31 protein-coding genes are annotated in these 23,473 nt (G+C 70.5%); 15 read left to right on the plus strand and 16 right to left on the minus strand.

What is annotated here, in order from left to right; genetic code table 11:
• Positions 1-9 precede the first annotated feature (9 nt).
• Genes GA707_RS05620 through GA707_RS05630 form a run of 3 tightly spaced genes read right to left on the minus strand, consistent with a single transcriptional unit; the run spans position 10 to position 975 of the window.
• Positions 10-327, minus strand: coding sequence for a type II toxin-antitoxin system VapC family toxin (locus GA707_RS05620; protein ID WP_152177423.1), 318 nt, complete (start codon positions 325-327; stop codon positions 10-12).
• Positions 324-542 carry an antitoxin gene (locus GA707_RS05625; RefSeq protein WP_152177424.1) on the minus strand — a complete coding sequence of 73 codons (219 nt, stop codon included), beginning with the start codon at positions 540-542 and terminating at the stop codon, positions 324-326. Before GA707_RS05625 ends, GA707_RS05620 begins: the two co-directional genes overlap by 4 nt.
• A 46-nt stretch (positions 543-588) precedes the next feature.
• Positions 589-975, minus strand: a complete 387-nt coding sequence (locus GA707_RS05630) for a hypothetical protein (protein WP_152177425.1) — start codon at positions 973-975, stop codon at positions 589-591.
• A gap of 260 nt (positions 976-1,235) precedes the next feature.
• Between GA707_RS05630 and GA707_RS05635 the strand changes: the two genes are divergently transcribed.
• Positions 1,236-1,754 carry a hypothetical protein gene (locus GA707_RS05635; RefSeq protein ID WP_152177426.1) on the plus strand — a complete coding sequence of 173 codons (519 nt, stop codon included), beginning with the start codon at positions 1,236-1,238 and terminating at the stop codon, positions 1,752-1,754.
• Between the two features lie 53 nt (positions 1,755-1,807).
• Positions 1,808-2,368, plus strand: a complete 561-nt coding sequence (locus tag GA707_RS05640) for a dihydrofolate reductase family protein (protein WP_152177427.1) — start codon at positions 1,808-1,810, stop codon at positions 2,366-2,368.
• A gap of 29 nt (positions 2,369-2,397) precedes the next feature.
• Here the strand turns inward: GA707_RS05640 and GA707_RS05645 are convergent, their stop codons facing one another.
• The 4 genes from GA707_RS05645 to GA707_RS05660 form a co-directional block, all read right to left on the minus strand.
• Positions 2,398-2,871: a hypothetical protein gene (locus tag GA707_RS05645; protein ID WP_152177428.1), complete on the minus strand. Its 474-nt coding sequence runs from the start codon at positions 2,869-2,871 to the stop codon at positions 2,398-2,400.
• Between the two features lie 65 nt (positions 2,872-2,936).
• Complete coding sequence (locus GA707_RS05650) at positions 2,937-3,173, minus strand: DUF1059 domain-containing protein (RefSeq protein WP_152177429.1); 237 nt, start codon at positions 3,171-3,173, stop codon at positions 2,937-2,939.
• Positions 3,174-3,294: 121 nt separating this feature from the next.
• Entirely contained in the window at positions 3,295-4,131 is an 837-nt protein-coding gene (locus tag GA707_RS05655) for a sigma-70 family RNA polymerase sigma factor (protein WP_152177430.1), read from the minus strand.
• Positions 4,132-4,155: 24 nt separating this feature from the next.
• A complete protein-coding gene (locus tag GA707_RS05660) occupies positions 4,156-4,809 on the minus strand; it encodes an RDD family protein (protein ID WP_152177431.1) in 654 nt (217 codons plus the stop codon).
• Positions 4,810-4,988: 179 nt separating this feature from the next.
• On the opposite strand from GA707_RS05660, the gene GA707_RS05665 reads away from it, so the two are divergent.
• On the plus strand, positions 4,989-5,912 hold the full coding sequence (locus GA707_RS05665; protein WP_152177432.1) for an oxidoreductase: 924 nt from the start codon (positions 4,989-4,991) through the stop codon (positions 5,910-5,912).
• Positions 5,909-6,559 carry an HAD-IA family hydrolase gene (locus GA707_RS05670; protein WP_152177433.1) on the plus strand — a complete coding sequence of 217 codons (651 nt, stop codon included), beginning with the start codon at positions 5,909-5,911 and terminating at the stop codon, positions 6,557-6,559. Before GA707_RS05665 ends, GA707_RS05670 begins: the two co-directional genes overlap by 4 nt.
• On the opposite strand, the gene GA707_RS05675 is transcribed toward GA707_RS05670, so the two are convergent.
• From GA707_RS05675 to GA707_RS05690, 4 genes are all read right to left on the minus strand, one after another.
• Complete coding sequence (locus tag GA707_RS05675) at positions 6,556-7,518, minus strand: DUF1214 domain-containing protein (RefSeq protein ID WP_152177434.1); 963 nt, start codon at positions 7,516-7,518, stop codon at positions 6,556-6,558. The two genes, GA707_RS05670 and GA707_RS05675, sit on opposite strands and share 4 nt — an antisense overlap.
• A 63-nt stretch (positions 7,519-7,581) precedes the next feature.
• Positions 7,582-7,980: a VOC family protein gene (locus GA707_RS05680; RefSeq protein WP_152177435.1), complete on the minus strand. Its 399-nt coding sequence runs from the start codon at positions 7,978-7,980 to the stop codon at positions 7,582-7,584.
• On the minus strand, positions 7,977-8,258 hold the full coding sequence (locus tag GA707_RS05685; protein WP_226963553.1) for a helix-turn-helix transcriptional regulator: 282 nt from the start codon (positions 8,256-8,258) through the stop codon (positions 7,977-7,979). The genes GA707_RS05680 and GA707_RS05685 overlap by 4 nt, the downstream gene beginning before the upstream one ends.
• A gap of 96 nt (positions 8,259-8,354) precedes the next feature.
• Entirely contained in the window at positions 8,355-8,771 is a 417-nt protein-coding gene (locus GA707_RS05690; RefSeq protein WP_152177437.1) for a hypothetical protein, read from the minus strand.
• A 178-nt stretch (positions 8,772-8,949) separates the two neighbouring features.
• On the opposite strand from GA707_RS05690, the gene GA707_RS05695 reads away from it, so the two are divergent.
• Positions 8,950-9,348, plus strand: coding sequence for a DUF2784 domain-containing protein (locus GA707_RS05695; RefSeq protein ID WP_152177438.1), 399 nt, complete (start codon positions 8,950-8,952; stop codon positions 9,346-9,348).
• On the opposite strand, the gene GA707_RS05700 is transcribed toward GA707_RS05695, so the two are convergent.
• Positions 9,335-9,829, minus strand: a complete 495-nt coding sequence (locus GA707_RS05700) for a carbonic anhydrase (RefSeq protein WP_152177439.1) — start codon at positions 9,827-9,829, stop codon at positions 9,335-9,337. The two genes, GA707_RS05695 and GA707_RS05700, sit on opposite strands and share 14 nt — an antisense overlap.
• A 64-nt stretch (positions 9,830-9,893) precedes the next feature.
• Between GA707_RS05700 and GA707_RS05705 the strand changes: the two genes are divergently transcribed.
• From GA707_RS05705 to GA707_RS05720, 4 genes are all read left to right on the plus strand, one after another.
• Complete coding sequence (locus GA707_RS05705; RefSeq protein ID WP_193315189.1) at positions 9,894-10,205, plus strand: ankyrin repeat domain-containing protein; 312 nt, start codon at positions 9,894-9,896, stop codon at positions 10,203-10,205.
• Positions 10,206-10,547: 342 nt separating this feature from the next.
• Positions 10,548-12,638 (plus strand): DEAD/DEAH box helicase, encoded by a 2,091-nt coding sequence (locus GA707_RS05710; protein WP_152177441.1) that lies wholly within the window; start codon positions 10,548-10,550, stop codon positions 12,636-12,638.
• A gap of 152 nt (positions 12,639-12,790) precedes the next feature.
• Positions 12,791-13,303, plus strand: a complete 513-nt coding sequence (locus tag GA707_RS20740; RefSeq protein ID WP_193315190.1) for a dsRBD fold-containing protein — start codon at positions 12,791-12,793, stop codon at positions 13,301-13,303.
• A gap of 127 nt (positions 13,304-13,430) precedes the next feature.
• Positions 13,431-14,666 carry an endonuclease/exonuclease/phosphatase family protein gene (locus tag GA707_RS05720; protein WP_152177442.1) on the plus strand — a complete coding sequence of 412 codons (1,236 nt, stop codon included), beginning with the start codon at positions 13,431-13,433 and terminating at the stop codon, positions 14,664-14,666.
• A gap of 11 nt (positions 14,667-14,677) precedes the next feature.
• Here GA707_RS05720 and GA707_RS05725 read toward each other — a convergent pair whose 3' ends face one another.
• On the minus strand, positions 14,678-15,274 hold the full coding sequence (locus GA707_RS05725) for a hypothetical protein (protein WP_152177443.1): 597 nt from the start codon (positions 15,272-15,274) through the stop codon (positions 14,678-14,680).
• A gap of 30 nt (positions 15,275-15,304) precedes the next feature.
• On the minus strand, positions 15,305-16,894 hold the full coding sequence (locus tag GA707_RS05730) for an alpha/beta fold hydrolase (RefSeq protein ID WP_152177444.1): 1,590 nt from the start codon (positions 16,892-16,894) through the stop codon (positions 15,305-15,307).
• Positions 16,895-17,025: 131 nt separating this feature from the next.
• Here GA707_RS05730 and GA707_RS05735 point away from each other — a divergent pair, with 131 nt between their 5' ends.
• Positions 17,026-18,282, plus strand: coding sequence for a sensor histidine kinase (locus tag GA707_RS05735; RefSeq protein WP_152177445.1), 1,257 nt, complete (start codon positions 17,026-17,028; stop codon positions 18,280-18,282).
• Positions 18,279-18,980: a response regulator transcription factor gene (locus GA707_RS05740; RefSeq protein ID WP_152177446.1), complete on the plus strand. Its 702-nt coding sequence runs from the start codon at positions 18,279-18,281 to the stop codon at positions 18,978-18,980. Before GA707_RS05735 ends, GA707_RS05740 begins: the two co-directional genes overlap by 4 nt.
• A 28-nt stretch (positions 18,981-19,008) precedes the next feature.
• Here GA707_RS05740 and GA707_RS05745 read toward each other — a convergent pair whose 3' ends face one another.
• Complete coding sequence (locus tag GA707_RS05745) at positions 19,009-19,509, minus strand: MarR family winged helix-turn-helix transcriptional regulator (protein ID WP_152177447.1); 501 nt, start codon at positions 19,507-19,509, stop codon at positions 19,009-19,011.
• Positions 19,510-19,613: 104 nt separating this feature from the next.
• On the opposite strand from GA707_RS05745, the gene GA707_RS05750 reads away from it, so the two are divergent.
• From GA707_RS05750 to GA707_RS05765, 4 genes are read left to right on the plus strand one after another with little or no spacing between them, the layout of a single operon-like run.
• Positions 19,614-20,186, plus strand: a complete 573-nt coding sequence (locus tag GA707_RS05750; RefSeq protein ID WP_152177448.1) for an NADPH-dependent F420 reductase — start codon at positions 19,614-19,616, stop codon at positions 20,184-20,186.
• 53 nt (positions 20,187-20,239) lie between these two features.
• Positions 20,240-20,749, plus strand: coding sequence for a VOC family protein (locus GA707_RS05755; RefSeq protein WP_152177449.1), 510 nt, complete (start codon positions 20,240-20,242; stop codon positions 20,747-20,749).
• Positions 20,746-21,933 carry a luciferase family protein gene (locus GA707_RS05760; RefSeq protein WP_226963554.1) on the plus strand — a complete coding sequence of 396 codons (1,188 nt, stop codon included), beginning with the start codon at positions 20,746-20,748 and terminating at the stop codon, positions 21,931-21,933. Before GA707_RS05755 ends, GA707_RS05760 begins: the two co-directional genes overlap by 4 nt.
• A 42-nt stretch (positions 21,934-21,975) precedes the next feature.
• Positions 21,976-22,977 (plus strand): NADP-dependent oxidoreductase, encoded by a 1,002-nt coding sequence (locus tag GA707_RS05765; protein WP_152177450.1) that lies wholly within the window; start codon positions 21,976-21,978, stop codon positions 22,975-22,977.
• Between the two features lie 59 nt (positions 22,978-23,036).
• On the opposite strand, the gene GA707_RS05770 is transcribed toward GA707_RS05765, so the two are convergent.
• Entirely contained in the window at positions 23,037-23,456 is a 420-nt protein-coding gene (locus GA707_RS05770; protein WP_152177451.1) for a hypothetical protein, read from the minus strand.
• Positions 23,457-23,473: the final 17 nt, after the last annotated feature.

Below are 23,473 nucleotides of genomic sequence, written 5' to 3' on the forward strand. Positions count from 1 at the left end.
CACACGATCTCAGCCGCCGTGGTCTGCACGCGGCTCGGAGGCGACGAGCATCGCGTCATAGGCGGTGAGGTTGTGCCGCAGTTCCCATACCCGCGAGATGAGACCCGACATCGGAAGTCGGTCGACGGCGAGCCGACCCCACGTCCCGAACATCAGCCGGGCATTGCGGGACTCGAGGAGACCGCCTGCGACCATGCTCCGCACCGCGTGCGCGACCTCGGCGTCGATGAGGTGGGGTGCTGCGAGGCGGCGATCCTCGACTGCCTGAACGCAAGCGGCGTTGCCGGATATGGCACCGACGGCGACCGAGGCGTCGACGACGATCACGTGTCGCGTCCGGAGCGCACCGCCTGGACGATGTCCTCCAGATCGAGCTCGCGGCGTGGTGCTTCGTGCAGGACCTCTGCGTTCGCCCGGAACGCTACTGCCGCCTTGAGCTCTCGGACCGCCAGCGAGCTCACCGACATCGACTCGCGTCGTGCGAGCTCCTCGAGTGCGCGAGCCACCTCGTCGGGAACGTTCCGCAGGTACAGCGTCCGCATGTCGCAGAATGCTAGCGCTATGCGATCGACCCGCACCACCGACGAGTCACCAGAGCCCGTCATCGTGACCTGCTGTCATCACGAGTTCGGAGACCACGTTGTCTGCGACCGTGATGAGCGACAGGCGTCCGTCGTCCCGCTCGGCGGCGATGACACCCGAGACCACATGGTCGAACGAGAATTCGGCGAACTGGGCGCGTCCCGATGTCGCAGCCCGAGCACCGGGGCGCAAGAAGTGGTCGATGAGGTACTGGATCTCGACCGTCGCGTGGTTGGACTTCTCTCGCTGGACCCACCGCAGATGCGTCCCGGTCACGGTGGGCTCCCAGTCGCATGAGCCGAACCCGCTCTCAACGACCACTGCGGGCCCGACAACACCGAGCGAGGCCTGCCGATGCTCAGCCTCTCGCAGTTGCTCCAGGCTCGGGTTCATCGGGACGTCGTACGGATCGGAGGCCTCCGGTCCCGGCCACCGTCGACAGAAGGCGCGCAACCACTGAACCTCCGCCGGGTTGAGGTGCGGGCGGATGCGTGGCCCTCCGAGATAATGCGTCGAGTACCCCACCATTGACCCTTCCGTCGTCGTGCCGCACGAGACGACTCCATCACGTGACGGATCGGAGCGTTGAGCGTTGTCCACAGCTCTGTGGATGACGACCGGCGCCCCTCCCCATCCTGCGGGAGGCTGCCGACATGGACCGACATCTGGAGCATCAGCCATGGATCCTCGACGACCCTGCCGCGACGTTGCCCGTTATCATCCGTCAGGGACGAGGACGGATCGGCAGCACTCTCGTGGCGCATGTCGACCGCGAGACTCGCGCCCTCATGGGGGTACGACGCCTTCGAACACCTGAGCCACGGTTCACATCCGAATCCGAGCACTGGGGGCAGGTTCTCAGCCCCAGTCAGGATCTCAGTGACCTCCTCGGCGACATCGCCCATGAGATGGCGCCACCACGGGTCCGGACCGATGCCGGTTGGAGTCCCACCGCCGCGGACCTCTTCACCGTGGTGTGTCGCGAGGGATATGTCGTCGACACCGCTGTCGAGTGGCAATTCGTCCATGCCTGGCGCTACGCCGCCATCACGTCGGCCTGCAGCGACGGGGACGTCTATGTCGTCACGCCGGACGGGTGGACGGGCATCATGGATCGACGAGCCGGACTGACACCCACGGTGGCGCAACGACCGCGCCTTTTTGCGCTGTGACCGAAAGGGCGACGACGGGCGCCACTCCCGCAGTAATCACACGAAGGACGGACATGGGACACCTGGTCTACACCGGCATCGGGTCGCTCGACGGCTACGTCGCGGACGTCGACGGCGGCTTCGACTGGGCCGCTCCGGATGAGGAGGTGCACGCCTTCGTCAACGAGCGCGACCGGGCCGTCTCGCTCGAGCTCTACGGCCGGCGGCTCTACGACGTCATGCGGGTGTGGGAGACCTACGGCACCGAGCCGGACAGCCACCCGGTGGAGCGGGAGTACGGCGAGATCTGGCGCGGTCGTGACAAGGTCGTCTACTCGACGACTCTTCCCGAGGTCACGACGACGCGAACCCGGCTGGCGCGGGACTTCGACCCCGCGGCGGTGCGGCGGCTGGTGGAGCACGCGACCGGGGACGTCAACATCGGCGGTCCCGAGCTCGCCGCCCACGCGCTCCGAGCGGGCATCGTGGACCGCCTCGAGTACTACGCCCACCCTGTCGTCATCGGCGGCGGATCACGCTGGCTACCCGACGGTCTCCGCGTCGACCTGCGTCTCCTGGGGACGAACCGGTTCGCCTGCGGCGTGGTGCATCTCGAGTATGCGGTGGTCGCCTGACCAGCGGAGACCCGCCCACGCCGAACCGCTCAGCCGGCGTCGGGTCCGGTCGCGCGGGCCTCGTCGACCGACCGCAGCGCCTCCTGGAGCCGGGCGATCCAGTCACCCTCGTGGCGGCCGACGAGCCGGACACACCACGCGAGGGCGTCCGAACGCGAGCGGGCGACGCCGCCGGCGACGAGGGTGTCGAGGACGCGGCGCTCGTTCTGGCGCAGCCGGGTCATGACCGGCACCGCGAGATGGGTGAACAGGACGACGTCGTCTCCGTCGGCCACACCCCAGGACACCTTGCGTCGGAACAGCTCCTCGGCCTCCCGGGCGATCGCGATGCGCGCGGTGCGGGTGCGCTCCCGGTAGTCGGCGATGCTCTCCTCGCCGGCCTCGTCGGCACGCTGCGGACGCGGTCCGACGACGGTGATCTCCTCTTTGTCGACGGTGACGGTGGCGCCGTCGCCGAAGAGGTCGCTGATGCGTGGGGTGAACCAGTCGATGATTTCTTGCATACAACAATTACATCATTACATCCGAGACAGCACAAGACCCTCGGGCACCGGCACGCGCAGTTCGCTCAGTCCTCCGGCAGCGCCGCGAAGTCCCGCTTGACCCCGAAGTACCAGTCGAGCGACTTCTTGGGCCGCTTCCACCGACCGCGCATGTCGGTGTCGGCCTGCTCGTGGCTCGCGTCGCCGCCGCGCACGGCGTCCTTGAGGTGCCGGTCCTGCTGCTGGATGATCTCGTCGGCGCTCTCGCCACGGAAGGCCACTTCGCACGGGCCGCCGAGCTGGCGGCAGGTCATCGTCTTCATGGTGGGTCCTCTCGTCCTGCGGATCGGGTATGCGGTGGGCGAGGAGCGAGAGCCCCTCACCGCATACGACGATCGCCGGGTCGAGAGTGTGACACCGGTGCGATCCACGTGTCTGGCGCGCCTACCGTTCGTGCGCACCGCGTCGACGCCGCAGCGTGGCGAGGATCCCCGGCTCGGCACGGAACTCGATGCGCGTCACGCGTCCCTCTCGGACGGCGAAGTCGAAGGCAACGCGCGGGGTCCCTCGGTCGAACCAGGCCGCCCCGGGCCGGTCCCCGACGAAGACGGGCAGAGCGGAGGCCGCGGCGCCGTCGAAGAAGGCCGCGACCTCGGCCCTGCCCTCGATGCGTTCGGGGGTTCCGAGGGCGACTGCGGGCTCGTCGCCCAGGACGACGACATCGGGGGCCAGCAGCTCGAGCAACCGGGTGAGCTCTCCGCCGCGGGCTGCGGCGAGGAATGCGTCCACCACCGCATGGTCGGCGAGCCGGTCCTCGGCGGCCGGCTGGGCGACCTTGGCACGGGCTCGCGACGCGAGCTGACGGGCGGCGGCGGGGCTGGTGTCGAGCAGCTCGGCGATCATCGGGAACTCGAAGCCGAACGTGTCGTGCAGGACGAACGCGACCCGTTCACGCGGCGAGAGCCGGTCGAGGACGACGTGCAGAGCCGCTGCCACCGTGTCCGCGAGAACGACGTCGTCCACGGGGTCGGCAGCCGGTGCGATGGCAGGCTCGACCTCCTGCTCGGGCACCGGAACCCGCGCCTTGAGCCGGTCCAGGCACAGCCGCACCGTGACCGTCGTGAGCCAGGCGGCCGGGTTGTCCGGCTCGTCCGATGTGCCGTGCAGGCGGATCCAGGCCTGCTGCGCGATGTCCTCGGCCTCGCCATGGTCTCCGAGGATCCGCGTCGCCAGGCCGACGAGCCGGGGGCGCTCAAGGGTGAAGGCAGCGGTCCGGTCCACCGTGACTCGCTGTGCCCCGTACTTCTAGCGCGTCTTGGAGACCCAGGTGCCGGCGAACTGGTCATGCCAGCCACGCCGCCACTGGGTGTCGTTGTTGATCGTCACCGCGATGTAGATGACCGCAGCCAGCGACGCGAGCCCCGCGATGAGGCCGCCGAGGATGGGCAGGATGCCGATGAGCGAGATGGCGAAGTAGGCGTTGCGCTTGAGCGCCTGCTCCACCGTCGGGTTCTGCCCTTCGAGGTTCTGGACCCTGAGGCCGAGCACCATCTTGCCGACGGTCTGTCCGCGTGAGGACTCCATGAACGCGTAGTAGCCCACGACGATCGCCGTCGAGATCAGCGTGCTGACGACGCCCGCACCCCAGCTGCTGCGCATCCCCATGCCGAAGGCGGCGAGCCCGAGGATCGCGGAGATGATCCCGATCGACAGCCCCAGGAGAATGCCGTCGATGATCTTGGCGACGAACCGCGTGCCGAGGTCACCGGGCTGTCCGGCGGAGGAGACCTGCTGGGGCGGCTGGTACTGGTACGGCGGCGGGGGCTCCCCTCCACCGGGCGGCGGCGGGGGCGGTGCGCCTCCTCCACCGGGCGGCGGCGGGGGCGGCGGGGTCCCACCGGGCGGCGGCGGGGGCGGCGGGGTCCCACCGGGCGGCGGCGGGGGCGGCTGCTGGGTCATGACGTCCTCCTCGGCTCGACTGACGCCCCTCGACCGTACCGAAGAGCGGCTCCCCGCAGAACGACAGGGCCCGACGATCGGCCGAAAGTGTGACGGCGGGAGCCACGCGGCGGCCCGCACCATTGGCGCACCGCGGGGCGATGGTGCAGCCTTGGAGGTCGACGACAGGAGACGATGCCATGGCCTTCACCCGAGACTCCGTCCCGGATCTCACGGGGCTCACGGCGGCGGTGACAGGAGCCAACGGCGGCCTCGGACTCGAGACGGCCGCGGTCCTCGCGGACAAGGGTGCGACCGTCGTCATGGCCGCGCGAGACCAGGACAAAGCGCACGGCGCCCTCGAGACGATCCGCTCCCGGTCGCCCCACGCGAGGCTCGAGCTGGTCGAGCTGGACCTGGCCTCCCAGGAGTCGGTGCGGCGGGCCGCGGAGACCATTCGTGCCGGTCACGACCGGCTCGACATCCTCGTCAACAACGCCGGCGTGATGGCGATGCCGGAGCGGGCGACCGAGGACGGCTACGAGATGCAGCTGGGCGTCAACCATCTGGGCCACTGGACACTGACCGCGCTGCTGATGCCGGTCCTCTCGGCCGCGCCGGCGGCGCGGATCGTGACCGTCACGAGCACCGCGCACCACTTCGGGCGTGCGCTGGACCCCGCCAACCCGCACCTGCACGGCAGGTACGACCCGTGGCGTGCCTATGCGCAGTCGAAGCTCGCGAACTACCACTTCGGGTTGGGTCTGCAGGCCGAGCTCGAGCGGGCCGGCTCCCGGGCGATGAGTCTCATCGCCCACCCCGGTCTGTCCCACAGCGAGCTCCAGACGACCACGGTCGCCGAGGGTGGCGGCGGTGTCCTCGGGCCGTTCTTCGCGTGGATGGCCGCGCACACAGGCATGGACGTCGAGGACGGGGCGATGCCGCAGATCCGGGCAGCGACCGACCCACGGGCCGTCGGCGGCGAGTTCTACGGCCCTCGCTTCGTGAACACCGGACGCGCCGTGCGCCTCCCCGTTCTCCGGCGAGGGAGCGCCGAGGCGATCGCGACCCTGTGGGCGGTGTCCGAGCGCGAGACGGGCGTCGCGCTCGAGGTGACGACGTGATCTTCGAGGTCGACGCCATCCTCTTCGATATCGACGGGACGCTGGTCGACTCCACCGGCACCGTCGAGCGGACCTGGCGCGCCTGGGCCGCACAGCGCGGCCTTCCTGCCGAGGACATCCTCGCCGTCTGTCACGGTCGCCGCACCGAGGACACGGTCGCGGAGTTCCTGCCCGCCGCGGAGCGGGCAACGGCGGTCGCGGAGCTCGAGCGGCTCGAGCTCGACGACCTGGAGGACGTCGTCCCGCTGCCCGCCGCCTTCGAGATCCTGAGCCTGCTGCCTGCCGACCGCTGGGCCGCCGTGACCTCCGGCTCCGGCCCGCTCATGCGTGCACGTCTCGAGGCTGCTGGACTTCCGGTCCCCCGGGTGCTCGTCGCCGCCGAGGACGTCAGCGCCGGCAAGCCGGACCCCCAGGGGTACCGGCGGGCGGCGGACGGACTCGGGGTCGACGCCCGCCGTTGCCTGGTCGTCGAAGACGCGCCCGCGGGTCTCGCAGCCGGGCACGCAGCCGGCGCGAGCGTCCTCGCCGTGGCAACCTCGCACCCTGCCGAGGTGCTCACGCCGGCCGATGCCGTCGTCGCCGACCTTCGCTCGGTGCGGGTCGGGATGTGGACCGAGCGGCTGACCGTGGAGGTGACCGGGGGCTAGCGGATCGACTCGCCGACCGGAACGAGCGGCGGGAGGGTCCATTCCCCGGAGAGGATCTCGGGCCTGGGGCGGTAGAGCCGGACGAGGACGTTCCAGCCCTCGGGGACCGGGATGGCGTTGGGGGTCGTCGTGTCCTCGCGATCAGCACTGAACCGGACCGTGACGGAGCCGTCCGGAGCCGGCCGGGCCATGACGCTGTTGACCGTGTAGCGGCCGGCCGGGTTCGGTTGGAAGAAGCCGTCGGCGTTGTAGACCGACACGGACCAGAATGCATCGACCGGCACGTCGCGGAAGGTCATCTCGTACTCCCCCGGTGGCAGCCTCGGGTCCACCCCCATGTAGACCGCCTCGGACGTCGGCAGCCCTCCCCAGCCCGCCGCAGTGCCGATGAGATGGCGGACCGGGTCCACCTCGTCGCGGGTCCCGAACATCCGGTCGTAGCCGACGAGGCCACTGGCGAGGACGAGCAGCGCGTTGCGCGTCTCGTCGAGGCTCACACGATCGAGATCCGGGGCAGGGAACGGCACGCCCGACTCGGCGGTCAGCACGAGCCGGTCCTGGAGGCGAGCCACCTCCGCGATGTCGCCTGCATCGGCGGCATCCACGAGGATCCGCACGGCCAAGAACGCGTATGCGGTGCCCACCGACTCCGTGTCGAGGCGATAGGTGCCGGACTCGTGCCAGACGGCCACGACATGGTGGCCCTCGTCGACCACCATGACCGACAGATAGCGGTCGCCGGCGTCAGGCACCTCGAGAGTGGCTCCGGCACGGAGGTCGACGACTGCGAAGCTGTAGAGCGTGTCGCGGTTCATTCTGATGACCGTCTGTTCGTCGATCGAGGCCGGCTCCCGGTTGTGCCGGAACCTGTTCACACCCCCGGCGTCCCGCTGCAGGTCATGGAGCATCCGGGCCGTCTCTGCCCACACGAAGTTGTCGACCGTCACACGTGTCGCCATGTGGACCTCCTCGGATCTCATCGCGGGTGCCGACACTACTCCCCCGGACGAGCGTGGGCGTGATCAGTCCGTGACGGGTTTGGCGGAGACGAGCTGGATGAGGTTTCCGCAGGTGTCGTCGAGCACCGCCATGACGACAGGGCCCGCGTCCGTCGGCGGTTGGGTGAACACCACCCCACGCTCGGACAGTCGGGCGTACTCCGCCTCGACGTCGTCGACCTCGAACTGCGCGAGCGGGATGCCGTCCTCGGCGAGCGCCGCCCGGTACGGTCCGACCGCGGGATGCTCGGCCGGCTCCAGGAGCAGCTCGGGGCCGTCCGGGTCCGCCGGTGATGCGACCGTGAGCCACGAGTGCTCACCCACGGGGATGTCATGGCGCGGCACGAATCCGAGGACATCCGTGTAGAACTGCAGAGCAGACCGCTGGTCGTCGACGTAGACGCTGGTCAGGCTGATCTTCATGGCCGGGGCCTTCCGGTCGTGGGCCACCGCCGGCTGATCTCGGCGAGCGGCTCCGGGGTGAGGAAGTGGAGCTTGGTGCGACCACGCCGCTCGGTGGCGACCAGACCGGCCGCCTCGAGCACGTCGAGATGCTGGGAGATGCCCTGACGACTGATCGTCACACCGTGTCGGGACATCAGCGTCGCGCAGATCTCGAACAGCGTCTGTCCGTCCCGGGCGGTGAGCTCGTCGAGGATCACCCGTCGGGTCTCGTCGGCCAACGCCCGGTAGACGTCCACATCACGACTATATGCAAGTATCCACTTGCATATCAAGCACCTGGCCGCCTCCCGGCCCTCGGCGGTCCGAGGTCGGGGCGCGCAGCATCCGGACGATCAGCCGCACTCGAGCGCGGAGCCGAGGTCTGAACGCGCACTCTCCACCTCCTGCGCCTGGGCCCGGATCGTGTCCGCCGCCTCCTGCAGCGTCGCGTCGCTGTCGGCATCCGTGATGGCGGAGTCGAGGTCGCTCCACGCCTGGTTCAGGGCATCGACGCGGTCCTGGGCGACGTCACCGAGGGCGCTGTCGAGTTCACCGGCGGCGGAGGCGACGTCGTCACGGGCCTCGCGGACCTGTTCGACGGTCGCGTCGGCAGTCAACGAGTCACGCAGGGTGGTGAGGGCCGTCTCGTACTCGGTGAGTGCGGTGCAGGCGTCGGCGGTGTTCTCCTCCGGGGTGTCCGAGCAGGCTCCGGTCAGGAGTGCGGCGCCGAGCGCGAGGGTCGCGGCGGCGCCACGAAAGGGGGTGGTCATGATGGCTCCTCCAGGTGGGGATCAGGACAGCACCACTGTGAGCCGACCCCCGCGGCGCCCACCTCACCCCCCGCGGATGAGATCACCGGTCCGGACTGCCCTACCGCCGATCCCCGGCGCTCGTCATCGATGGCGATCGTCGCCATCCCGGGAGGTGCAGTGTCACAGTGGATGAGTCATGGGGTTCCGACTGCTCGCCGATGCGGCCATGGTGGCGCACTTCGCCTTCCTGGCCTACCTCGTCATGGGCGGCTTCCTCGCCTGGCGCTGGCCGCGGACCATCTGGGTTCACCTGGCCGTCGCCGCATACGGCTTCTTCAACGTCCTCGTCGGGTGGGCCTGCCCGCTGACCTACGTCGAGAACTGGGGCCGTGATCGTGCCGGCGATGCGACCCTGCCGGCGACGGGGTTCATCGACCACTACATCGCCGGTGTCGTCTACCCCCGCGAGCACGAGGCGCTCGCGCAGCTGCTCGTGGCGGTCGTCGTCCTGGTCTCCTGGGTCGGCTTCGTGGTGCGCCGCCGGCGGGGTACCACGGGGCGACGGCCCCTCGTGGGCGGTGCTAGGCCGCGGTGACCTCGCTCAGTCGGCCCGTGGCGACGTCGAAGACGAAGCCGCGCACCGAGTCCTTGTGCGGGATGAACGGACTGGCCTGGATCCGCGCGATGGACTGGACGACGTCGGCCTCGAGATCGGAGAAGACCTCACAGGCCCAGGTGGGCCGCAGGCCGGTGTCGGCCACGATGGAGTCCTTGAAACCGTCCTCGGTGAACGTGAGCATGCCGCAGTCGGTGTGGTGGATGAGGATGATCTCGGTCGTCCCGAGGAGGCGCTGGCTGATCGCGAGCGAGCGGATGCCGTCCTCGGTCACGACACCGCCGGCGTTGCGGATCACGTGTGCGTCGCCCTCCTGCAGGCCGAGCACCCGGAAGACGTCGAGGCGGGCGTCCATGCAGGCGAGGACCGCGACGGACTGGGCCGGAGGGAGCGGCAAGGGTCCGCTGAACCGCTCCGCATACCGCTCGTTGTTCTCGAGCAGGGAGTCTGTGACGGACATGGGTTCTCCTTCGGGTCTGCGGTCTGGATAAGCATCCGTTATGTCGAAGGTAGAGTGCTCTGATGTGAGCGCCGGAGACTGGAAGGACATGTTCCTCGCTGCGTGCGACGGAGATCTCGAGCTGGTGCGCTACCACCTCGATCACGGAGTCGACGTCGACTTCGTCCATGCCGAGTTCCAGTCGACCGTGCTCGTCGCCGCGATCCTGGCCGGTCAGGAGAGAGTCGCGGACCTCCTTCTCGACCGCGGCGCCGACCCCACCGCGAGATCCCCGCTCGAGGGGCAGACGCCGCTCGAGGCGGCCCGCGAGATCGGCATGAGCCATGTCGTGGATCGCCTGCTCGGGATGGGGGTCGTCGACGCGACACCCGCCTGAACGCCCGGCCTTCAGTACCGGCGCGGGGCCGGAAAGCGTAGACTGGCGCCCGTACCGGTCGTTCCGCGAGACGCCGGCGATGACGAGGCGGCTTCTCGTCCCCCTGGGGTTGTCGAGCACTGGGGTTGTCGAACGCGGGTTCACGGGCCTGTGCTCGCAGGCAGGTCCCCGCGCCGCCCGCCCCGTCGTGACAGCCGCCCCCGTGACGAGCAGGTGCACGGCACCGCACGCGGCCCCCCGCCGTGTCCACTCAGGAGAAGGATCCGCTTGGCTCAACGAGCTCAGCGCCGCACAGGCGCGACACGCGACCGACGTCGCCCGCAGGCCGGGGGCGAGGCCGGCATGATCCCCGTTCTGGCGAGGACAGCCCGCCAGGTCGAGGCCGCCGCACGCCGCGGCAAGGTGCGGCCGAGCAACCGGACGGCCTTCCAGGTCGTCGCGCTCCTCATCCGCGAGGAGCGGGCCCGCATCAAGGCCGACGGCGACCTGTCCGAGTCCCAGAAGACCGTCGGCCAGAAGCGTCTCGACGACATCGCGACGGTGCTCGCCAAGACAGCGGCCCGCGACACGTCGCTGCTGCAGCTGCTCGCCGAGGACGCCGACCTGTCCTACGCCGCCGTTGACCTCAAGAACGAGATGCTGCGCGCCGGCGGACGTGAACCCGAACCGGAGCCTGAGCCGGAGGCGGCAACCGAGGAGCCCGCTGCGTCGGCACCGCGCCGCGTCGTGCCGCGGACGGTGGTCGCCGCCCAGCTCGCGAACCCCTTCCTCCAGCCGGAGTACTCGGCGGTGCCGCCACGCCCGAGGACCAACCGCCTCGGCGGCTGGGAGCTGCTCGAGCCCCTCTTCAGGTCCTTCGAGCAGGGCGGCGAGGCCGCCTGCATGCCGCTTCCCGAGCCCGAGGAGGCGATCCACGGGATCGCCGACCTCGAGCTCATGCACCACCAGGCCCAGGTCGTCGCCGCCGCAGCGGAGGGGCACCGCACGTTCCTGCTCGCGGACGAACCGGGACTCGGCAAGACGGCCCAGGCGCTGCTCGCGGCGGAGGCGGCCGGCGCATACCCGCTGCTCGCCGTCGTGCCCAACGTCGTCAAGGCCAACTGGGCGCACGAGGCCGAGCTGTGGACGCCCCGCCGGCGGGCGACCGTCATCCACGGTGACGGGGAGACGACCGACGGCTTCGCCGACATCATCATCGTCAACTACGAGATCCTCGACCGGCACGTCGGCTGGCTGGGCAACCACGGGTTCCGCGGCATGGTCGTCGACGAGGCGCACTTCATCAAGAACAAGTCCTCGCAACGCTCGCGCCACGTCCTCGAGCTGTCCGAGCGGATCCGCTCGCGCAGCCGGGGCGCGTTGTTCATGGCCCTGACCGGAACGCCGCTGATCAACGACATCGAGGACTTCCGCGCCATCTGGCAGTTCCTCGGGTGGATCGACGACAAGAAGCCGCGGCACGCGCTGATGGCCGCTCTCGAAGAAGCGGGCCTGACACCGGCCGACCCCGGTTTCTCCGCCGCGGCCCGCAGCAGCGTGATCGACCTCGGCATCGTGCGCCGCCGCAAGGTCGACGTGGCATCGGACATCCCGGCACGGCGGATCGCCGACCTGCCGGTGGAGATCGACGACGAGGCCGGCCGCTCGATCCGGGCTGCCGAGGAGGAGCTGACCCGCCGGCTCGTCGCCCGGTATCACTCGGCGCTCGCCACCCGGACCGGGGTCGACGACGTCGAGGGGATCGACCTTGACCTCGTCCGCCGCGTGGCCACCTGGGAGCGCGAGAACGCCGACTCCGCGAAGAGCGGCGAGAACGTGTTCTCGGTGATGCGACGGATCGGTCAGGCCAAGGCCGGCCTGGCGGCCGACTACGCAGCCCAGCTGGCCCGCAGCGTCGGCAAGGTCGTCTTCTTCGCCAAGCACATCGACGTCATGGACGCGGCTGAGGAGACCTTCGCCCGACGGGGCGTGGGGTATGCCTCGATCCGGGGCGACCAGACCCCGAAGTCTCGCAAGGAGAACATCGAGGCCTTCCTCACCGACCCCGAGGTGGCCGTCGTCGTGTGCTCGCTCACCGCTGCCGGGGTGGGTCTGAACCTCCAGGTCGCCTCCAACGTCGTGCTGGCCGAACTGTCCTGGACCTCGGCGGAGCAGACCCAGGCGATCGACCGCGTGCACCGGATCGGCCAGACCGAGCCCGTCACCGCGTGGCGGATCATCGCGGCTCAGACGATCGACCCGCGGATCGCCCAGCTCATCGACGACAAGGCGGGCCTCGCGGCCAGGGCCCTGGACGGCTCCGACGAGGAGGTCGGCTCCTCCGCCGACGTCCAGCTGCAGGCCCTGATCGACCTGCTCACCGAGGCGCTCACGGCCCAGATCGAGGCTGCCCGTGCCACGACTGATGCCGAGGTCGAGTCCCTGCTCGGTTGAGCACGACCTGGCCTCTCGGTGAGGCGGACCACGCCGTGACCCCCTAGCCCCGGCGCGGGGTCGGGGAGCAGAATCGGATGTGGGTGCCGTGGCCGTCGCCACCGCCCCGGCACCCTCCTGCACCACGGTGACGACCCACGTGAGGAGCAGCCATGAGAGCCAAGCCCGGTGACCACATCATCCTGGCCGGCGAGCTGGTCAACCAGCCGGTGCGCGCAGGTGAGGTCCTGGAGGCGCGAGGAGCGGACGGAGGACCGCCGTATGTCGTGCGCTGGGAGGACGGACACGAGAGCACCATGTTCCCGGGACCGGGAGCGGCCCTGAGAGTGACCGGCAGCGAGTCCGAGAATGCGCCCGAGCACCACACCGACCTCGTCGCGCGTCCCGAGCTCGGGACCTCGCGGCAGTGGAACGTCCGGATCACGATCTTCGAGAAGGGTGACGACACCACGGCAACCGTCGCGCTACTCGCCGACTCGCCGGAGGCGCTCACCGCGAAGGGGATCAGCCACCGCAGCAGCGAGGACGACACCGACGCCCACATCGGCGACGAGGTGGCCGTGGCCCGCGCGCTGCGGCATCTGGCCGACCAGCTCATCACCACCGCCGAGCACGACATCGAGGAGGCGACCGGCGAGGTCGACGTCATGGTCAGACCGCGCTGAATATCGCCGACAGCACAGATCGCGCCTCCATGGACGCCGTCATTCGGTGGCGCGCGGTGGAGGCTCGGCGTAGCCTGAACCGCGTGCGCGGGGGCCGGACCCGGCGCCCGTCGGAGGAGAGATCGTCATGCGCAGGTCCGCCATCGCCGTCGTCAGCTCCCTGATCCTCATCGCTCTGGCGGCCGCCATGCCGACGGCTGCGCAGGCTCGCCCCGACCCGGTGCGTTTCGCGACGTTCAACGCCTCGCTGAACCGAAACGCCGAGGGGCAGCTCGTCGCGGACCTCTCGACGCCCGGCAATGCCCAGGCGCGGACGGTCGCCGAGATCATCCAGCGCACCCGGCCGGACGTCCTGCTCATCAACGAGTTCGACTATGTCGAGGACGGCGTTGCGGCCGAGCTCTTCCAGGAGAACTACCTCTCGGTCAGCCAGCAGGGCGCGGCGCCGATCGAGTATCCCTACTACTTCGTGGCGCCGTCCAACACCGGCATTCCGTCGGGCTTCGACCTCAACAACAACGGCGTGATCGGTGGTCCGGACGACGCCTTCGGCTTCGGCTTCTTCCCCGGGCAGTTCGGCATGGTCGTGTACAGCCGGTACCCGATCGACGACGACGCCATCCGGACCTTCCAGACCTTCCTGTGGAAGGACATGCCGGGTGCCCTGCTTCCCGACGACCCGAACACCCCCGAGCCGGCGGACTGGTACTCCCCCGAGGAGCTCGAGGTCTTCCGGCTCTCCTCGAAGAGCCACTGGGACGTGCCGATCCGGATCGGCGCCCGCGACGTCCACTTCCTCGTCAGCCACCCGACCCCGCCGGTGTTCGACGGCCCCGAGGACCGCAACGGGACACGCAACTTCGACGAGATCCGGTTCTGGGCCGACTACATCAGTCCCGGCCGGACCTCCTCCTACATCTACGACGACGAGGGCGTGCGCGGCGGCCTGAAGCCGGGGTCGATGTTCGTCATCGCCGGCGACCAGAACAGCGACCCGCTCGACGGGGACAGCATCCCCGGCGCGATCCAGCAGCTGCTCGACCACCCGCTCGTCAACACGACGGTCACGCCGTCGAGCGAGGGGGCCGTCGAGGCGAGCGAGCTCCAGGGAGGAGCCAACGAGACGCACCTCAGCGACCCGCGCTTCGACACCGCCGACTTCTCGGACGTGGCACCCGGCAATCTGCGGGCCGACTACGTTCTGCCCAGAGTGAACCTGCGCATCGCGGATGCCGGCGTGTTCTGGCCGGTTCTGAGCGATCCGCTGTCACGGCTCACCGGAACGTTCCCGTTCCCGAGCTCGGACCACCGGTTGGTCTGGGTGGACGTCGACGTCCCCGGGTCGGCCGCGCGCGCTCGCTGACGTCCACGGGTTCAGGTCGCTGACGCACGTCGGGCGGCGGTCACGATGACGATGACCGTCCCGAGGAGGAGCCCGCCGAGGAGCAGCGCAACGCTGCCCACCACCGGTGAGATCCACCCACGGGCCAGGTGGTCACCCACCGCGACCGCGGTCCCGGGCTCGAGGTCGGCGACGACGACCGCATAGGTGCCGGTCCGGTCGGCTGCGAAGGACAGCACCGCATCCCCGACCTGGCCGGGCTCGCCGGGCACGTCGTAGCGCAGCTGCGCCCCGTATGCGCGGAGCGCCGCCTCCTCACCGGACGGTCCCGTGACGGTCACCGCGGGGGTCGTGGGCACGGCCGTCGACCGGTCGTGCTCGAGGTAGACGAAGAACCGTCCGGGATCGGTCACCGAGACCGAGATGGTCCCGTCGGCGGTGAGTCGGGAGAAGTCCTGGAGGTGCGATCGCCAGTCGAGGAACGTGGTCGTCCCCCACATCAGCGCGGCGACGGTGGCCAGGATGGCCACGAGTGCCCCGAGCCAGTAGCCCGCGGTACCGGGGCGGGTGGCTTGTGCTGTCGGTGACGCCCGCAGATCGGTTGCTGGGGTCGTTGTGTGCGTGCTCATGACGGTTCCCTTCTGTCTGTCTGTCTGTCGTCACGGCTGGGTCCGTTCGAGGACGGTGCCGACCAGGTAGTCGACGAACTCGTCGGGCTGCTCCCACAGCGGGCGGTGGCCCGAGGTGTCGAGGACGATGCGGTCCTTCGCCGGAGCCTGGATCGTCGGGTACCACTCGTCGAAGAGGTCGGCCCGGCCGGGCGCCTCGTGGGCGCCCTGGACGAAGAACATCGGGACCTCGAAGTGTGTCGCGCTCTTGCGGAAGTCGATGTCCTGAAGCTGCGGGTAGAGCGCGGCGAAGGTGTCCAGGAAGGCTCCGAGGATGTGGACCTGGTCGATCAGGGTGTACTCATCGACGAGGAGGTTCTCCGACATCTGCCCGGAGCCCTCGGAGTTCCCGCTGTGGTCGTAGGGGTAGACCGCCTGCTCGTGGGAGAGCGCCGTCTCATACGGGAACATCTCGTCGTAGGGCGGCGGTCCGGCGTCACGGAGTCGGGTGGCCAGTCCGTCGTCGCCCGTTCGGGTCGCCCACGCGAGCGTGTCGTCGTAGAAGATCTCGTCTGTGGCGCGCTGGCTCACCATCTGGCCGGTGCCGACGAAGGCGCGGTAGAGCTCCGGTCGCTGCTGCACCGCGAGCACTCCGAGGGTGGTGCCCCAAGACTGTCCGAGCAGGTAGACCTGCTCCACGCCGAACCGCTCGCGGAGGTGGTTCGTGACGTCGATGGTGTCCGCGACGTAGCCGTCGAGCGTGACGGAGTCGGTCGGATCCAGCTCCGGGTACGACGTCCCGGCCCCCCGCTGGTCCCACGTGACGACGGTGAAGTGCTCCTCGAGCGCCGGCAGATGGCGACGCATCGTGCCGATCTCGGAGCCTCCCGGGCCGCCGGCGAGGAACAGCAGCACCGGGTTGTCGACGCTCGCGCCGCGGATCATGAGCCGCAGGTCGTGGCCGCCGACCTCGAGTGTCGTCAGCTCGGCCACCGACCCGGGGAGCGCCTCGCCGTCCACCCCGGTGATGGGGTCCGTCGACGCGGGTCGAGCCAGCGCGGCGACCAGCACGAGCAGCGCCACGGCCGTGAGCGCGACCCCGGCCCGGCCGAGCGCTACGGTCCCCCGTCGGGAGGTGCTACCGGAGCGGGTCCTCGGATCCGGCAGTCGAGAGCGCGCCACCCCGGCTCCTACCGCCGCTCCCAGCACGAGCGGAAGGAGTGACAGCAGGGCGTGGAACCCGCGACCGGTGACCAGCGCGATGGCGCCGTACATCGTCAGGTGGATGCCGTCGACCATCGGACCGTCGACGGACATCCTGGCGAGCTCGAACACCGCGGCGAAGGTGGCAGGTGCCACGAGCATCGCCCATCGGCTGCGCATGAGGAAGCCGGCCATCAGACCGACGACCAGGCTGACGAGGATCGACCAGAGCGCGGTGCTCGTCGTCAGCGGCCCTCGCGGCGTCCACGCCGCGGCGACGAGTCCCCAGACGGCGGCGATCGCCACGGCGTAGGCCAGTCCGAGGGCCTGGGAGCCGGCGACCCGGTCTGTTCGAGGACGCCCGGTTCCCAAAGGCTCGGTCCGTGACGGCTCGGTGCATGAAGGCTCGGTCCGTGGGGTGTGGAGATCAGTGGTCATGGTTCCAGCGTGGTTCGCCGGCTCTGCTATGTCGTCCCCCTGGGCGCTCGGCCTGGACCACCCCCGAGGAGGGACCGGCCGTCCCCCCGCGGGAGGACGCCCGGCGCAGGCGAGGGCGATACGGTCGACGTGTGGTGCGATGGATGGCTGCGGACCGGCGTCACCCGCAGGGGATCTGGTGGATCGCCTCGGACGTCGTCGTCGCGGCGCTGTTCACGTGGATCACCGTCGTCTCGCTGCGCAGCCCGGCCTACGTGGACCTCTACGGCGAGATCGAGGGCGCCGGATGGCTCCTGGCCCTCAGCCCCAACGCCCTGCTCCTGGTCCGCCGGCACGCGCCGGTCCTCGCCCTCGGTGCCGCGGCCGGCCTCTACCTGCTCGCCAGCGCCACCCAGGGAGACAGCAACGCACCCCTCGCTCTGCCCTTCTTCACCTACTCCGTCGGACTGACCCGTCCGCCCAGGGTCTCCGCTCCTCTGGTCGGAGCCGTCGCGCTCGCCCTCTCGACGACGACGTTCTACGGACCTGGCGATCCGGACGCCCTCGTCATCGTCGTCTGGTTCCTCCTGTGCGCCAGCGGGTGGGCGCTCGCGGTCGCCGTCCGCCGAAACCAGGGGCTGGCCGAGCGGCTCAGCCAGGCCGTGGACGACCTCGAGGCCCACCAGGCGCAGGTCGCAGCCGAGGCGGCGGCCGACGAGCGGGCGCGAATCGCACGCGAACTGCACGACGCCGTCGGCCATGCCGTCAACGTCATGGTTCTACAAGCCGGTGCCGCGCGGCTCTCCAAGCAGCCCGACAAGGCCTTCGCGGCGCTGCAGGAGATCGAGCACCTGGGCCGCACGGCGCTGACCGACCTCGACCACATGCTCGGCCTGCTCGACGACACCGAGGCGCCGATCCGGGGACCGGCGAAGACGAGCGCCGACATCGTCGCCATGGTCGAGGAGCTGCGCGCGGCGGGTGCGAGCATCAGCCTGCGCGACGAGTGTGACGTCCCGCTGGAGCGGCACGTCGGCGCGGCCGCGTACCGCATCGTCCAGGAGGCGCTGACCAACGCCCTCAAGCACGCGGGCGTCGCCCACGTCGACGTGACCCTGTCATGCACGCCGACGCATCTACACCTGAGTGTCGTCGACGACGGTCGGGTGTCGCCCACGTCGGGCTCCGGTCGCACGGGACGCGGCATCGCCGGCATGACCGAACGGGCCAAGGTGCTCGGCGGCCGACTGAGTGCGGGTCCGGTCGAAGGCGGGGGCTTCCGCGTGAAGGCGGTCCTCCCGCTCAATCCTCAGGACGACCTGCTCGCGCCCGACACGACGGCTGGCTCGCGTGCCGACGGTGTGCCCGCGCCCGCGCGGACCGCCGATTCGAGGACGTGGGCGCGATGACGATCCGCGTCCTGATCGTCGACGACGACACCCTGGTCCGGGCCGGCCTCCGGTTGATGATCGAGACCCAGGACGACCTCGTCGTGGCCGCCGAGGCGGCCGACGGTGACGAGGCGGTCGCGCTCGCGCGTGACCTGCGGCCGGACGTCGTCCTCATGGACGTCCGCATGCCCGGGATGGACGGCATCGAGGCGACCCGCCGGATCACCACCACCCCGGGAGAGGATGACGACTCCGATCCCCCGCGGGTCGTCATCCTCACGACGTTCGAGATCGACCAGTACGTCTACGACGCGGTGCGCGCCGGCGCGAGCGGGTTCCTCCTCAAGCGCACCCCACCGGAGGCCCTCATCGAGGGGATCCGAACCATCGCGTCGGGCGACGCGCTGCTCTCACCGTCGGTCACCAGGCGGCTGATGCGCGAGTTCGCCCGAGCCACCACCGAGAGTGGCCGGCCCACCGATGTGACGAACCGCGACCTCGAGCGGCTGACCGAGCGTGAGCGTGAGGTGCTCATCCACATGGGTCATGGTCTGGCCAACCGGGAGATCGCCCGCGAGCTCCACCTCGGTGAGAGCACGGTCAAGACGCACGTCAAGCGGATCCTCATGAAACTGGCACTGCGGGATCGGGTTCACGCCGTCGTCTACGCCTACGAGTCGGGGCTGCTCGCGCCACGTCCGCCGGACGGCCGGTGAGCCCACCTGCCGTTCCGAGTCCTCGACCTCAGGGGGTCGGTGAGGGCTCCCCGCCGAGGAGGGCGTTCATCCGACCATCGGGGTCGAGGCGGGTGAGCAGCGCGTCGCCGATGCGGGTCAGCTGGTCGACCTGCTCGGGCGTGAGGACGTCGAGCACGTGGTGTCGCACCGCGGCGACATGCCCCGGAGCGGCCTCGACGACGGCCGCCCAGCCCTGCTCGGTGAGCCGGGCGTTGGTCGCCCGACCGTCCTCGGGGCAGGGGAACCGCTCGACGAGCCCACGGGTCTCGAGGCGCTGCACGACGTGCGACAGCCTCGGGAGGGTGGCGTTGGTGCGCTGCGCGAGCGCCGTCATCCGGAGCGTGCGCTCGGGCGCCTCGGAGAGCATCGCGAGCACGTAGTACTCGAAGTGCGTGACTCCGCTCTCCCGGCGTAGCTGGGCGTCCAGGACCCCGGGCAGCAGCTCGGTGACCGCTACCAGGCGCAGCCAGGCGGCGCGCTCGTCCTCGTCCAGCCATCGCGGTTCCATGAGTCCACCCTAACGTAATAGTTGACACGACAACTAATCTCTGCCACAGTCTTACTTGTAGCAACAACCAACCACCCGACGCCCAACCACCCGAGGAGCCCCTCATGTCCCACATCTCCATCATCGGAACCGGAGCCATGGCCCAGGCGATCGCCGCCGTGGCCGGCCGCGGCGGCCACACCGTCACCCTGCTCGGCAAGGACGACCTCGACGTCACCCTCGGTGACGTCGTCGTGCTCGCCGTCCCCTACCCCGCCGTCACCCAGGTCCTCGCCGCCCGCGCCGACAGCCTCGCCGGTCGCATCGTCGTCGACATCACCAACCCCCTGAACTTCGAGACCTTCGACTCCCTCACCGTCGCGGCCGACGGCTCGGCCACCGCCGAGATCGCCGCCGCCCTCCCGCAGTCGCGCGTCCTCAAGGCCTTCAACACGAACTTCGCCGCCACCCTGGCCTCCGGCACCGTCGGCGACCTGCCCACGACCGTCCTCATCGCCGGAGACGACGCGGACGCCAAGTCCACCCTCGCCGGCATCGTCGCCTCCGGTGGCCTGAAGGCCGTCGACGCGGGTTCGCTGCAGCGCGCCCGTGAGCTCGAGGCCATCGGCTTCCTCCAGATCACCCTCGCCGCCGGCGAGAAGGTCTCGTGGACCGGCGGCTTCGGCGTCGCAGCCTGAGCCACGACCCCGGCACCACCCACTCATCGACTCCTCTGGAAGTGAGCACCGCCATGACCGTCAGCCCCGTCCGCCTCAACCACGCCGTCCTGTTCGTCAGTGACCTCGACCGCAGCGTCGCCTTCTACGGGCAGGCGTTCGGGATGACGGTCATGGCGAGCGAGCCCCGCGCCAACGCCGCCTTCCTGCGGCTGCCGCGCTCGGGGAACCACCACGACCTCGGCCTGTTCGGGGTCGGCGCCCAGCCCCCCCGCCCCCGCGGCGCCCTCGGTCTGTACCACCTCGCCTGGCAGGTCGACACGATCGACGAGCTCGTCGCCGTCCGCCGCACCCTGCACGAGCTCGGCGCCTGGACCGGCGAGTCCAGCCACGGCGCGACCAAGAGCGTCTACGGACAGGACCCGGACGGCAACGAGTTCGAGGTCATGTGGATGCTGCCCCGCGCGAGCTGGGGCGAGTACGCCGACGCGGCCCCCGTGGACCGCCTCGACCTCGCGGCCGAGCTGGAGCGCTGGTCCGGCGTCGGCACCGCCGCCGAGCTCGTCCCGCTGGACGTCGTGTGAGCGCCGAGATCCGAGTCGACGACCGCGGGTTCGGCGAGCCCGTCGTCGTCACCCACGGTGACTCCGGCCCGGACGTTCCGCTCGTCGTGCTGCTCCACGGCCGCGGGTCGGACGAGCGCGAGATCCTCTCGCTCGCGCCGCACCTCCCCGCGGGTGTCGAGTACGCCGCGGTCCGCGCGCCCATCGCCGAGGGCGGTGGCTACGCATGGTTCGCCAACCGCGGCATCGGCCGTCCCGTCCCGTCCTCCCTGGCCGAGACGATGGCCTGGTTCCGGGGCTGGCTGGACCGGGTCGCGTCGACCGGACGCCCGGTCATCCTCGTCGGCTTCAGCGGCGGCGCCGCCTTCGCCGGCGGTCTCGTCCTCCACGACCCCGGCCGGTATGCGGGGGTCGCCGTCCTGTACGGGACCCTCCCGTTCGACGGCGGGGTCCCCGTGGAGACCGGGCGGCTGGCTCACCTGCCCGTGTTCGTCGCTCAGGGCGACACGGACACGGTCATCCCCCGCGAGCTCCTGGACCGGACCTGGTCCTACCTCCACCGGGAGTCCGGCGCTCCGACGGTCGGCAGACGCGACGCGGGCGGGCACGCCATCACGGTGCCGACGCTGCAGCGACTCGGGCAGTGGATCGCCGAGCGGCTCAGCCACGTCCAGGTCAATGGCGCGGCTCCGGGCGGGCGACCCGACGACGTCGTCTGGCCCACCCTCGCCGGCGGATCGCTGTCGGCCCGGACGGGAGTGCGCCCCGAGGTGTTCACCGACATCCCGCAGCAACAGCTCACCCAGAACGCTCCCGAGGATCTCCAAGAGGAGCTCTTCACCCGTGTCGCCGCTCTCCCGGAGGTCGCCGGCGGCGCCTCGCAGATCTCCGTGCCGGGGGCGCGCGCCTTCCGGCTGCCCGACGGCAGGGGACCAGACGACGCCTACCTCGTCCCCGCCGCCCGGGAGTTCGCCCACCTCCACCCCGGCTACGACGGGTCGCTGCACCTCGCCCTACCACCCGAGCAGGCGGCCGACGTCGTCGCCAAGGGATGGGGCGTGCCCCACATGTGGGCCGGCACCCGCCTGTCCGCGGGGTTCGTCATGGTCTTCGGCCCCCGCGACCGCGAGGAGCTCCAGACCGTCGCCGGCATCGTCGAGGCGAGCCACGCATACGCATCGGGGACCGCAGCCGGGGCCGCCTGACGCGAGAGGTGCCCACCCACACATCGGCTAGCGTGGGGCAGCGTGACCACGACCAAGCGCATCACCCTGGCCCAGCGACCGACCGGACTGCCCACCGACGAGACCTGGGCGCTCGAGGAGGTCGAGGTTCCCACCCCGGGCGACGGCGAGCTCGTCGTCAAGGTCGACCACATCTCGCTCGACCCGGCGATGCGCGGCTGGCTCAACGACGTCCGCTCCTACGTGCCCCCGGTCCAGATCGGTGAGGTCATGCGCGCCGCGGTCACCGGCACGGTCGTCGAGTCGCGGCACCCCGACTTCGCCGTCGGTGACGCCGTCACCGGAACGCTCGGCGTCACCGAGTACGCCGTGACGGACGGCGCCGGTGTGCGGAAGATCGACACCTCCGTCGCGGGTCCGGCCACCTGGCTCGGCGCACTCGGCATGCCTGGACTCACCGCCTACCACGGCCTCTACGAGGTCGGCGAGATGAAACCGGGCGAGACCGTGCTCATCTCGGCCGCCGCCGGCGCGGTCGGCAGCGTCGCCGGCCAGCTCGCCAAAGCGCGCGGGTGCACGGTCATCGGCATCGCCGGCGGTCCGGACAAGTGCGCCTGGCTCGAGGAGCTCGGCTTCGACGCGACGATCGACTACAAGAACGACAACGTCCTCAAGCGGCTGCGCGAGGTCGCGCCCAAGGGCATCGACGTCTACTTCGACAACGTCGGCGGCGAGATTCTCGACGCCGCCCTGGCCAACCTGCGACGGGGCGCACGCATCGTCATCTGCGGGGCCATCGCGTCCTACAACGACGAGGAGCTGCCGCCCGGGCCGAGCCGCTACATGTCGCTGCTCGTCTTCCGCGCGCGGATGCAGGGCTTCCTCGTCTTCGACTACCCCGACAAGGACGAGGCGGCGCTCACCGACCTCGCCGGGCTCATCACGTCCGGGCAGATCGTCGCCCGGGAGACCGTCGTCGAGGGCGGCGTCGAGGACTTCGGCGACACGCTGCTCGGGCTCTTCGAGGGACGCAACACCGGCAAGCTCGTCCTGAAGATCGCCTGATCCGCACCCGGGCGCCGGCGCCGGGCGCCCGCGCCCCAGCCGGTCACGGCCGCCCCGGGTCAGCCGGCCAGCGCGCGCTCGATGTCGGCGATGACCGCGGCCTCGCGCTCGGAGCGGTCGTCCGCCGCGTTCGCGACGTCCTCGGCGGACTGGAGGACGACCTGCGTGAACTCCTCGACGAGCGTCGGGGCCTTGAGCCGGAGGATGCCGACAGCCTGACCGAGGAGCTCGAGGGTGCGCACCCGCGCCTGGTCCGGGCTGCCGGACGGCATCTCGGGGAAGCCCTTTGTGAGCAGTCGCTGCAGCTCCGGTGAGGCGCCCTTGATCGCCTTGCTGCCGGCATACGACTCCTTGAAGGAGTCGAAGAACCCCGGGTCGGCCTGCGCCACCATCGCACCGGCCCGGACTGCGGCCGACCGCACCGTCTTCTCCTCCTCTTCGGTCAACGCGTTGCCCGGGTCCTGTGTCGTGTCGGTCATCTGCATCTCTCCTGTCC

It is taken from the genome of Nostocoides sp. F2B08 (assembly GCF_009184895.1).
Classification (GTDB): domain Bacteria; phylum Actinomycetota; class Actinomycetes; order Actinomycetales; family Dermatophilaceae; genus F2B08.